Genomic DNA, 11,192 nt, shown 5'->3' on the forward strand with positions numbered 1-11,192 from the left:
TGGTGTCTTTTTTAGGGGGTGTCCTCCCCCAGGGGGTGGTTTTCTGTGGGGTCGGGTGGGAGCGGGCGCGCCCGCGAAGAGGCCGGCACAGGCTTACTTGTGCAACCAGCTAAGGAAGCCGCCCTTCTTGATCGAAACCGGCTTCTGCAGCAACAACGACTCCCGGCTCTGCCGCCGAAACCGCTGCAACTTGCTCAACGCCGTTTGCACATCGCCGCGTTGCACCAGGCAGCTCTTCACCTGTTCCTTGTCGATCCGATACAGCACGCAACCGGTCAGCGTGCGGAACTCGGCCAGCGAGTCCTCTTCGTCGATGATTCCTTCGATTCCCAGCACCTCGCCCGGCCCCATGCGCCCTGCTTCGACCAGCTTGTCGCCATCGCGGATCGACGCCGAAACCACCCCGCTGCCAATAACCAGCAAATGATCGGAATGCTCGCCCACGCCCAGGATCACCTGGTCGGCCAGGTATTCCACCGCCGTCATGCGCTGGCTCAACGTATCGCGCTCTTCAGCGCTCAGCGAGCGGAACACCCGCACCTCATCCAGCACCTCGCGCTGGCGGCTGCGTGGTGGCATGGCCAGGTCGGTGTTCCACATTACCCCGCTGGCCTCCAGGTGCCGGTGGGCCAGGTCGAACAGCTGATTGCGCGCGTCGCCCTTGGCGCCCGCGTCGGCCACGAAGCCGCTGGCTTCGTACTCCACTGATTCCAGCGTCGAGGCTTTCACCGTCACCTTTGGTCTTGGTGTAGCCAGGATGGCACTGACGCCTTGCAAGGCTTTTTCCAGAGCATCGAACACCCGTTTGGGCCGCACCTTGGCCGGTACCACCACGCTGACCGACACCCCGTGCACATCGGCCGGGCGGCTGTGGTTGAGCAGCCGGGCCTTGGCCGCCACCGAGTTGGGGATCACCGCCAGGCTGCCGGTGCTGGTGAGCAGGCGGGTGGCACGCCAGTCGATTTCCAGCACCTTGCCTTCGGTGCTATCGATGGAGATCGAGTCGCCAATCTGATACGGCCGCGTGGTGTTCAGGATGATGCCACTGAACACGTCGGCCAATGTGCTCTGCAGCGCCAGGCCGATGACGATGGCCATTACCCCCGATGTAGCCAGCAGGCCCTTCACCGGCAACTGCAACACATAACCTGCGGCGGCGACCACCGCAGCCAGGAAGATCAGCGCCCCCAGCACATCCTGCAGCAAACGCCCGCCATGGCTGCCACGGGCACCCAGCAACAGGCCGAACACCACTGTCACCGTGCGTGCGCCGAACAGCCACCAGCCGATCGCCAGTACCGTGGCGATCAGGTTGCGCGAGACATCATCGGGCCAGGGGGGTGGTTGCATCGGGCTCATGCCGGCAGCCACCAGTACCGAGCTGAACAGCAGGAACAGCACCAACCGCGTGCCGATACGCCAGGCGCGTTGCTGGAGAGGAATCAGTTGCCAAAGCACGAGGTCGAGCAGGATCAGGGCGGTGCCGAGCAACAACGGGTATGACTGGATGAACGCCAGCATGGTGGTCTCGGGTGAGGGGAGGGCTGTGGGTAGTAATAGAGCAGGTTGGCCGGGCAGGCAATGACAGCCTGTGCCGACCTCTTCGCGGGCTTGCCCGCTCCCACAGAAGTTGTGCATGAGTTGATGGATGCGCGATCCCTGTGGGAGCGGGCAAACCCGCGAAGAGGCCGGCAAATCCAGCATCAATCCATCGTTCACAAAACAGAACGCTAGAGCCAAAAACTGCTATCTACCGCCCCAAAGGTCATGGTTTTAATCTTCTCCCATCAACGCGAAACACCCAACTTACTGAAAAGATCAAAACCTTAGGAGCAACGACCATGACCAACTTCAAATACAACCGCCTGAACAAAGACGACGCCGCTGTCCTGCTGGTCGACCACCAGGCTGGCCTGCTGTCCCTGGTCCGCGACATCGAGCCGGACGCGTTCAAGAACAACGTATTGGCCCTGGCCGACCTGGCCAAGTTCTTCAACCTGCCGACCATCCTCACCACTAGCTTCGAACAAGGCCCCAATGGCCCGCTGGTACCAGAGCTGAAAGCCCTGTTCCCGGACGCCCCCTACATCGCCCGCCCAGGCCAGATCAACGCCTGGGACAACGAGGACTTCGTCAAGGCGGTGAAGGCCACCGGCAAGAAGCAGCTGATCATCGCCGGCGTGGTGACCGAAGTGTGCGTAGCCTTCCCGGCGCTGTCGGCCCTGGAAGAAGAGTTCGAAGTGTTCGTGGTCACCGATGCCTCCGGCACCTTCAACGCCATGACCCGCGACGCCGCCCACGACCGCATGAGCCAGGCCGGCGCACAACTGATGACCTGGTTCGGCGTGGCCTGTGAGCTGCACCGCGACTGGCGTAACGACATCGAAGGCCTGGCCGCGCTGTGCTCCAACCACATCCCGGACTACCGCAACCTGATCACCAGCTACAACGCTTTCAACGCCAGCAAGTAAGCCAGATGCGCGGGCACCGCCAGCCGGTGCCCACCAAAGCAGCACACCTGTCCAATCCAGCGCCCGTCCGCCGTTGCACAGTGGATGCGGGCAAGCTCATCCCAAGGAACGCCGATGAACACCGCACCCCAAGACAACCGCGACGTAGTGACCGTATGCCTGCAACATAAGGTAATCGCCAGTTCGACGGGCACCACGCCGGCGCAACCGCCGCGCTGGAAGCAGGCCCTGCTGACCTACCTGGTGATCTGCCCGATGACCATGATCATTCCACAACTGCTGGCACCGTTGTTCGCACGCTTTCCGCAGTTGGGGGGCGCGATCACCGGCAATCTGATCGTCAACCTGTTCGTCATCCTGCCCGTGGTGTTCTACATCATGCCTTGGGTAACCCGCCGCTGCGCCAACTGGCTACGTGGCTGAGCCAGGCCTTTACCTCGACATTTTCAAGGAGATACCGACATGAGCACGTTCGTTACCCGCGATGGCACTTCGATCTACTTCAAGGACTGGGGTAGCGGCAAACCTGTGCTGTTCAGCCACGGCTGGCCACTGGATGCCGACATGTGGGATTCGCAGATGGAATTCCTGGCCAGCCGCGGCTACCGCGCCATCGCCTTCGACCGCCGTGGTTTCGGCCGTTCGAGCCAGCCATGGAACGGCTACGACTACGACACCTTCGCCGATGACATCGCCCAGCTGATCGAACACCTCGACCTGCGCGACGTGACTTTGGTGGGCTTCTCGATGGGTGGCGGCGACGTTAGCCGCTACATCGCCCGCCACGGCAGCGAGCGTGTGGCCGGGCTGGTGCTGCTGGGCGCGGTGACGCCGGTGTTCGGCAAGCGTGACGACAACCCTGAAGGTGTCGACCTATCGGTGTTCGAGGGTATCTGCGCCGGCCTGCGTGCCGACCGGGCGCAGTTCATCGCCGATTTCGCCACGCCGTTCTATGGCATCAACCATGGGCAGCAGGTGTCCCAGGGTGTGCAGACCCAGACCTTGAACATTGCGCTGATGGCATCGATCAAGGGCACCCTGGATTGCGTGACCGCGTTCTCCGAAACCGACTTCCGCCCGGATATGGCCAGGATCGATGTGCCGACCCTGGTGATCCACGGTGACGACGACCAGATCGTGCCGTTCGAGAGCACCGGCAAGCGGGCGGCGGAGCTGATTCGTGGGGCTGAGCTGAAGGTGTATGCGGGGGCGCCGCACGGGTTTGCGGTGACTCATGCACAGCAACTGAACGAGGACCTGCTGGCGTTCCTTCAGCAGTAATTGTGGGAGGCATTCGCGGGCACGTCGGATCGCCGCACCGCCGCTCCCACAGGTACTGCACAGCATTTAAATCCTGTGATTTCCCTGTGGGAGCGGGCGTGCCCGCGAAGAGGCCAGCCCAGGCAGCGCAAATGCTGAACAAGGCTAACCTTCAACAACCCACCGCACATCCATCCAAGCCTTGCCCCTACACCAACCGGCATGCTCCGCAGTTGCGCCTGCCCGCTGCCGCACCAGACGGAGAACCCCATGTCCCAGGACCGCAACGACAAGACCCGTCGCCAGTTCCTCGCCACCAGTACCGTGCTCGGTGCCGCTGGCGCGCTCTGGTCCGCATTGCCCTTTACCGGTTCCGCCGGTTCCGCTCACGCATCCACCCAAGGAGGTTCCATGACCGCCGATCTGATTCTGTTCAACGGCAAACTGCACACCGTTGATCGTGAAAAGCCCACCGCGACCGCCGTCGCCATCAAGGATGGCCGTTTCATCGCCGTGGGCAACGACGCCGAAGCCATGGCCCACAAGGGCGCCACTACGCAGATCATCGACCTCAAGCAGCGTACGGTCATCCCTGGCCTGAACGACTCGCACCTGCACCTGATCCGTGGTGGCCTGAACTACAACCTGGAGCTGCGCTGGGAAGGCGTGCCTTCGGTGGCCGATGCCCTGCGCATGCTCAAGGACCAGGCCGCGCGCACGCCGACCCCGCAGTGGGTGCGTGTGGTCGGCGGCTGGAACGAGTTCCAGTTCGCCGAAAAACGCATGCCCACCCTGGAGGAAATCAACCAGGCCGCACCTGACACCCCGGTATTCCTGCTGCACCTGTATGACCGCGCACTGCTCAACCGCGCTGCGCTCAAGGCCGTCGGCTACACCAAGGACACGCCCAACCCGCCGGGCGGCGAGATCCAGCGTGACAAGTTCGGCAACCCGACCGGCATGCTCATCGCCCGCCCCAACGCGATGATCCTCTACGCCACCCTGGCCAAGGGGCCGAAGCTGCCGCTGGAATACCAGGTCAACTCCACCCGCCAGTTCATGCGCGAGCTCAACCGCCTGGGCCTGACCAGCGCCATCGATGCCGGTGGTGGCTACCAGAACTACCCGGACGACTATCAGGTGATCCAGGAGCTGGCCGACAACAACCAGCTGACCGTGCGCATTGCCTACAACCTGTTCACCCAGAAGCCCAAGGAAGAGCTGGACGACTTCCGCAAGTGGACCTCCAGCGTGAAGCTGCACAGCGGTACCGACTTCCTGCGCCACAATGGCGCCGGCGAAATGCTGGTGTTCTCCGCCGCCGACTTCGAGGACTTCCTCGAACCGCGCCCGGACCTGCCGCAAACCATGGAACAAGAGCTGGAGCCGGTGGTGCGCCACCTGGTCGAGCAGCGCTGGCCGTTCCGCCTGCATGCCACCTACAACGAATCGATCACGCGCATGCTCGACGTGTTCGAGAAGGTCAACCGGGACATCCCGTTCAATGGCCTGCCGTGGTTCTTCGACCACGCCGAAACCATCACCCCGCAGAACATCGAGCGTGTGCGTGCGCTGGGCGGCGGTATCGCCATCCAGGATCGCATGGCCTTCCAGGGTGAGTATTTCGTCGACCGCTACGGTGCCAAGGCTGCCGAGCAGACCCCGCCAATCAAGCGCATGCTCGACATGGGCGTGCCGGTTGGCGCCGGTACCGACGCCACCCGCGTGTCCAGCTACAACCCGTGGACCTCGCTGTACTGGCTGGTCAGCGGCAAGACCGTCGGTGGCATGGAGCTGTACCCGGAAGGCCTCAGCCGTGACACCGCGCTGCAGCTGTTCACCCAGGGCAGCGCCTGGTTCTCCAGCGAGCAGGGCAAGAAAGGCCAGATCAAGGTGGGCCAGCTGGCTGACCTGGCGGCGCTGTCGCTGGACTTCTTCAGTGTCGATGAAGAGGCGATCAAAGGCATCGAGTCGGTGCTGACCGTGGTCGATGGCAAGGTGGTGTATGGCGCGGCGGAATTCGACAAGCTCGGCCCGCCCCAGGTGCCGGTGCTGCCGGAGTGGTCTCCGGTGACCAAGGTGCCGGGCCACTGGCGCGTGGGCACGCCGTCGCTGGCAGCGGTGGCGCACCAGTGTGTCGGGCCTTGCGGGGTGCATGCGCACAGCCATGAGAAGGCACGGCATTCGAGTGTGCCGGTGAATGATTTCCAGGGCTTCTGGGGGGCGTTGGGTTGTTCGTGCTTTGCTTTCTAAGCTGAGCTGATGTGAAAAAAGGGGGGCCAGTTATTGGCCCCCTTTTTTGTTCCTTCAGTGCTGGCCCCTTCGCGGGCTCGCCCGCTCCCACAGGGATCGCACAAAGTCTGAGGGCTGTGGTGCACCTGTGGGAGCGGGCGTGCCCGCGAAGAGGCCGGAAAGGCCAACATCAATGGTGAGCCTTGTACTCAGCTCCAGCCAACAGATGCCGAATCTTCACTTCCACCCCATCGGTCTGCAGCATCCGCACCCTGGCCTCGATCTTCAGCTCACCCCGGGTTACCCGGTGGTGATGCCTCAAATGCTCCAGCCACGATTCCTCGAAGAAGAACTCCAGCCACAACGCCGGGTCCGCGCTGTCGCGCATCAACCCCCACGACAACGCGCCATTGCGCTTGCGCATCGCCTCCAGCTCCCGCGCTGCCTGCTGGAACGCCTCGGCCTTGGCCGGGTCGATGTGGTATTCCACGGTGACCATCACCGGCCCGCTTTCCTTGTCCATGTCGTCGCTCAGCAGCGGCACCGGCCAATGCAGTGACGGCGTCAGCTCCTCGGCTGCGGTTTCCGGCAGCGTCACCTTGCAGGTCAGCAGCGTGCCCAGTGCCAGGCCTCCTGCGGCCAGCAGCAGGCTCAAGGTGATGGTTGCATGGCTGGCCAGCGTGCCCCACAGCAACCCACCACTGGCCATGGCACCAAAGAAGATCAGGATGTACACCGACAGCGCCCGCGCCCGTACCCAGGCCGGCACCGAGGTCTGCGCCGCCACCTGCAGGTTGGACAGCACGGCAATCCACGCCGCGCCGCTGAGCAGCATTGCCGGCAGCAGCACATAGAAGTTGCGCACCAGCGCCAGGGCCAGCAGGAACAGGGCATACAGCAGGCTGGCGAGCAGCACCAGGCGGTCGCGGCTGATGCGTTCGCGCAGGCGTGGCAGCAAGGTGGCGCCGGCCACCGCGCCAATGCCGATGGCCGCCAGCAGCAGGCCGAAATCGGCGGCGGTGCCATGCATCTCGCCACGCACGATCAACGGCAGCAGCGAGGTGCCGGCGCTGGCGCAGAAAAAGAATGCCAAGGCGCGCAATATCACCGCCTGCAAGGGCTTGGCACTGCGCGCGAAACGCAGCCCGGTGCGCATGGCGCCGACGAAGCGCTCGGCCGGCAGCAGCGGCTCCTTCACCTCGCGCTTCCACAGGAACAGCACCAAAATCACCCCGGTGAACGAGATGGCATTCAGGGCGAAGGTCAGCCACGGGCCGACCATGCTCACCACCACGCCCGCCAAAGCCGGGCCGATGGCGCGCGACACGTTGATACCGACACTGGAAAGCGCCACCGCGTTGGCCAGGTCGTCCTTGCCCACCAGCTCCGGTGTCAGCGCACTCCAGGCCGGCATCATCAGTGCCGTGCCGATGCCCAGCGCCAGGGTAAGCACCAGCAGCAGGGTGACGTTCATCAGCCCGAGCAGTGTCAGGGCCGCCAGCACCACGGCCACCGAAGACATCCATAGTTGCACCAGCAACAGGTAGCGGCGCTTGTCGACGATATCCGCCGCCGCGCCGGCCGGCAGGGCGAGGAAGAACATTGGTAGCGAGCCGGCTACCTGGATCAGGGCCACGTGCAACGGGCTGGCCGACAGCGTGGTCATCAGCCAGCCGGCGCCCACCTCGTGCATCCAGGTGCCGATGTTGGAAGCGATGGTGGCGATCCACAGCATGCGGAAGGTGGCGTTGCGCAATGGGCTCCAGGCGCCTGAAGGGGTCGTGCTCATGTCAGAAGCTGCCTTTGAGTGGGTATTCGATGATCAGGTAGATCCGGTCGATGTCATCGCCGGCCTGGGCCTGGTTGGCGCGGTGGCTGACGTGGGAAAACGACAGGCTCAGGTCCTTGGCGGCGCCCGACTGCACCACGTATTTCAGGTCGATGTCGCGCTCCCAGTGCTTGCCGCCGTCGCCGTACTGGCCCACATAGGCGCCGCCGGCCGGGGCATGGCTGCCGTCGATGCCACGGCCGCTGACGTAGCGGCCCATCAAGCTCAGGCCGGGGGCGCCGAGGGTGGCGAAGTCGAGGTCGTAGCGCAGTTGCCACGAGCGCTCGCCGGGGCCGTTGAAATCGGCGTACTTGATCGAGTTGGCCAGGTAGATGGAGTCGCCGCCGACGAAGTCGAACGGGGTATCGCCCTCGACCTTCTGGTAGGCCAGGCTCAGCGCCTGGGCGCCGAAGCTGTACCTGGCCAGCAGGCTGTAGGCGAGGGTGTCGATTGCCCCGGCACTGGCATTGCCGGTGTCGCGGGTCTTGTACAGGTTGCCGTCCAGGCGCCAGTTGCCCTCGGCCAGGTTCAGGTTGAGGTAGGCCTGGCGCCAGGTGTCCTCCAGCTGGCCTGCGTACAGTGCGCCGCCGAATGGCCCGTCGGATGCGAACGCGGCGCCGGCCAGGCTGATGGAACGGTTGTCGGTGGTAGCGCCGTAGCCGCTGAAGTCATCATGGCTGGAGCTGTTGTCCTGGTTGTTGAAGGCGGTGAAGCGCCCGGCCTGCAGGCGCCAGTCGGGCAGATCGGTGTTGTCCAGGAACCAGCCGGTGGCGTACTCCGGGTGCAGGCGTTTGTCGCTGGTGTCGAACACCGGGGTTTCCACGGTCATTTCGCCGTAGCGCAGTTGGGTATTGCCCAGGCGCAGCTTGAGTGCGGCGCCGGCGCTGGAGTAGTCGGACTCGGCGCGGCCATCGCTGTCGCGCGGCAGCAGGCCAGTGCCGGCATGGCCGCGGCCGCCGTCCAGCTTGAGGCCGAGAAAACCATGGGCATCGATGCCGACGCCGAGTGTGCCCTCGGTGAAGCCGGAGCGGATTTCGCCAATGAAGCCCTGGGCCCATTCCTGGCGGTAGTTCTGGCCACTGCCGGAGGGCGAGCGGAAGTCGCTGTGCAGGAAGTAGTTGCGGCTGAGCAGCGACCAGGCGGGCTCTTCGGCCTGGCTGAGCACCGGGCACAGGGCGAGGGTGGCGAGCAGGGCGCGGCCTGGTCCGTGGGTGGCGCGGATCATGGGGGCTCCGGGAGGGATGATCCGGGACTGTGGAGGAAGGATAGGCCAGGGGTCTTGTATGCGTGTGCTCTGGCTGTTTTTGCCTGTGCCGGCTTCTTCGCGGGCTTGCCCGCTCCCACAGGTTCACCGCAGGTTTTGAACCCTGTGCAATACCTGTGGGAGCGGGCGAGCCCGCGAAGAGGCCGGTACAGCCAACCCAGAACTCAAGCCATGTCGCTGATGGCGAATTCTTCGGCCAGATGATCGATCAGCGCCCGTACCGACGGCAGCAACCCCCGCCGCGACGGGAAGATCGCATGCACGATGCCGCAACGCGGGTGCCAGTCCGGCAACAACTCCACCAGCCGACCCGCCGCCAGGTCTTCGCGCACCGCCACCCGCGGCAGGTGCGCAATACCCACCCCGGCCACCACGAAATGGCGCAGGGCGAACAGGTCGTCCGTCACCATACGCGGTGTGTGCGGGATGACGATGCTGCGGCTGCTGTCTTCGCCCTGGAACAGCTCCCACTGGTACTCACGCTGGGCGCTGCCCCAATGCAGGCTCGGCAGCGTGCCGAGCAACTGCGGGTCGAAGCGCTTGGGCAACTGCTCCAGGTACTGCGGCTGGCCGACCAGGCACTGGGTACTGTTGCTCAGCACCTTCATCACCATGTCGGTGTTCTCCAGCGGTGGAAAGCGCACCCGCAGGGCGATGTCGAAACCCTCGTGCAGCAGGTCGACGCGGCGGTTGGTGCTCTCGATGAACAGCTCCACCTGCGGGTACTTGAGCATATAGCGGGTCAGCATCGGCCCGACCCAGGAATTGAGCAGGGTGGTCGGGCAACTGATACGCACCAGGCCACGCGGTTCGCTGCGGTTGCGCTCGATGATCTCCGCCGCGCCCTCGGCCTCCACGCGCATGGCCAGGCAGCGGTTGTAGTAGGCCTGGCCGATCTCGGTGAGCGAACAATGGCGGCTGGTGCGGTGCAGCAGGCGCACGCCCAGGCGGTCTTCGAGATCGGCAATGCGCCGGCTTAGCTTCGACTTGGGCATGTCCAGCGCCCGGCCAGCCGGGGCGAAGCCGCCGTGTTCGACTACCTGGGTGAAGTAGTAGAGGGAGTTGAGGTCTTCCAATGATCGGTCTCCGGATTGTTGGCCGCCTGTACTGGCCTCTTCGCGGGCACGCCCGCTCCCACAGGGATCGCACAAGATTCAAAGCCAGTGCAGTAGCTGTGGGAGCGGGCATGCCCGCGAAGAGGCCAGTAAATCCAGCGCCAATCTATCGTTCATAAAACGGAACGCTAAAGCCAAATTCTGCTATCTACCGCCACAAAGGTGATGATTTTAATCTGTGCCCATCAACGCGAAACACCCCCGAATGCTGAAAAATTCATAACCCTTAGGAGCACAGACCATGAGCAAATTCACCTACAACCGCCTGAACAAAGACGACGCCGCTGTCCTGCTGGTCGACCACCAGGCTGGCCTGCTGTCCCTGGTCCGTGACATCGAGCCGGACAAGTTCAAGAACAACGTGCTGGCCCTGGCCGACCTGGCCAAGTTCTTCAACCTGCCGACCATCCTCACCACCAGCTTCGAACAAGGCCCCAACGGCCCGCTGGTACCAGAGCTGAAAGCCCTGTTCCCGGACGCCCCCTACATCGCCCGCCCAGGCCAGATCAACGCCTGGGACAACGAAGACTTCGTCAAGGCGGTGAAGGCCACGGGCAAGAAGCAGCTGATCATCGCCGGAGTGGTGACTGAGGTCTGTGTAGCGTTCCCGGCGCTGTCGGCCCTGGAAGAGGAGTTCGAAGTGTTCGTGGTGACTGATGCTTCCGGCACCTTCAACGAAATGACCCGCGATGCTGCCCATGACCGCATGAGCCGCGCAGGCGCGCAAATGATGACCTGGTTCGGCGTGGCCTGTGAGCTGCACCGCGACTGGCGCAACGACATCGAAGGGCTGGCGGCGCTCTGCTCCAACCACATTCCGGATTATCGCAACCTGATTACCAGCTACAACGCGCTGACTGCGGGTAAGTAACAGTCCGTTAGTTGAATGCAAAAAGGCCGGCTCTCTCTATAGGGAGCCGGCCTTTTGTGTTTGCTGTGCCTGCCTCTTCGCGGGCTTGCCCGCTCCCCCAACAAAGCCACCAAACCCCGCACCTCGGCCCCCCCTGTTGGGAAGGGAAAAC

At 63.9% G+C, this 11,192-nt stretch carries 9 protein-coding genes; 5 read left to right on the forward strand and 4 right to left on the reverse strand.

What is annotated here, in order from left to right:
* Positions 1-93 precede the first annotated feature (93 nt).
* Positions 94-1,521, reverse strand: a complete 1,428-nt coding sequence (locus ACLCGK_RS05755; RefSeq protein WP_410951471.1) for a mechanosensitive ion channel domain-containing protein — start codon at positions 1,519-1,521, stop codon at positions 94-96.
* A 320-nt stretch (positions 1,522-1,841) separates the two neighbouring features.
* Here ACLCGK_RS05755 and ycaC (ACLCGK_RS05760) point away from each other — a divergent pair, with 320 nt between their 5' ends.
* The 4 genes from ycaC (ACLCGK_RS05760) to ACLCGK_RS05775 all read left to right on the forward strand — a co-directional run bounded on the left by ycaC (ACLCGK_RS05760) (position 1,842) and on the right by ACLCGK_RS05775 (position 5,984).
* On the forward strand, positions 1,842-2,471 hold the full coding sequence (ycaC, locus tag ACLCGK_RS05760; protein ID WP_015272313.1) for an isochorismate family cysteine hydrolase YcaC: 630 nt from the start codon (positions 1,842-1,844) through the stop codon (positions 2,469-2,471).
* A gap of 114 nt (positions 2,472-2,585) precedes the next feature.
* Positions 2,586-2,894: a hypothetical protein gene (locus ACLCGK_RS05765; RefSeq protein ID WP_015272312.1), complete on the forward strand. Its 309-nt coding sequence runs from the start codon at positions 2,586-2,588 to the stop codon at positions 2,892-2,894.
* Positions 2,895-2,933: 39 nt separating this feature from the next.
* Positions 2,934-3,752 carry an alpha/beta fold hydrolase gene (locus ACLCGK_RS05770; protein WP_410951472.1) on the forward strand — a complete coding sequence of 273 codons (819 nt, stop codon included), beginning with the start codon at positions 2,934-2,936 and terminating at the stop codon, positions 3,750-3,752.
* A 390-nt stretch (positions 3,753-4,142) separates the two neighbouring features.
* Positions 4,143-5,984, forward strand: coding sequence for an amidohydrolase (locus ACLCGK_RS05775; RefSeq protein WP_015272310.1), 1,842 nt, complete (start codon positions 4,143-4,145; stop codon positions 5,982-5,984).
* 169 nt (positions 5,985-6,153) lie between these two features.
* Here ACLCGK_RS05775 and ACLCGK_RS05780 read toward each other — a convergent pair whose 3' ends face one another.
* The 3 genes from ACLCGK_RS05780 to ACLCGK_RS05790 form a co-directional block, all read right to left on the reverse strand.
* The gene (locus ACLCGK_RS05780; protein WP_410951473.1) at positions 6,154-7,752 is read right to left on the reverse strand and encodes an MFS transporter; all 1,599 of its coding nucleotides are present in this window, start codon (positions 7,750-7,752) and stop codon (positions 6,154-6,156) included.
* A 1-nt stretch (position 7,753) separates the two neighbouring features.
* On the reverse strand, positions 7,754-9,016 hold the full coding sequence (locus tag ACLCGK_RS05785) for an OprD family porin (RefSeq protein WP_410951474.1): 1,263 nt from the start codon (positions 9,014-9,016) through the stop codon (positions 7,754-7,756).
* Between the two features lie 203 nt (positions 9,017-9,219).
* Positions 9,220-10,131 (reverse strand): LysR substrate-binding domain-containing protein, encoded by a 912-nt coding sequence (locus ACLCGK_RS05790; protein WP_264209701.1) that lies wholly within the window; start codon positions 10,129-10,131, stop codon positions 9,220-9,222.
* A gap of 280 nt (positions 10,132-10,411) precedes the next feature.
* Here ACLCGK_RS05790 and ycaC (ACLCGK_RS05795) point away from each other — a divergent pair, with 280 nt between their 5' ends.
* Entirely contained in the window at positions 10,412-11,041 is a 630-nt protein-coding gene (ycaC, locus tag ACLCGK_RS05795) for an isochorismate family cysteine hydrolase YcaC (RefSeq protein ID WP_013974760.1), read from the forward strand.
* Positions 11,042-11,192: the final 151 nt, after the last annotated feature.

It is taken from the genome of Pseudomonas sp. S1(2024) (genome assembly GCF_046557535.1).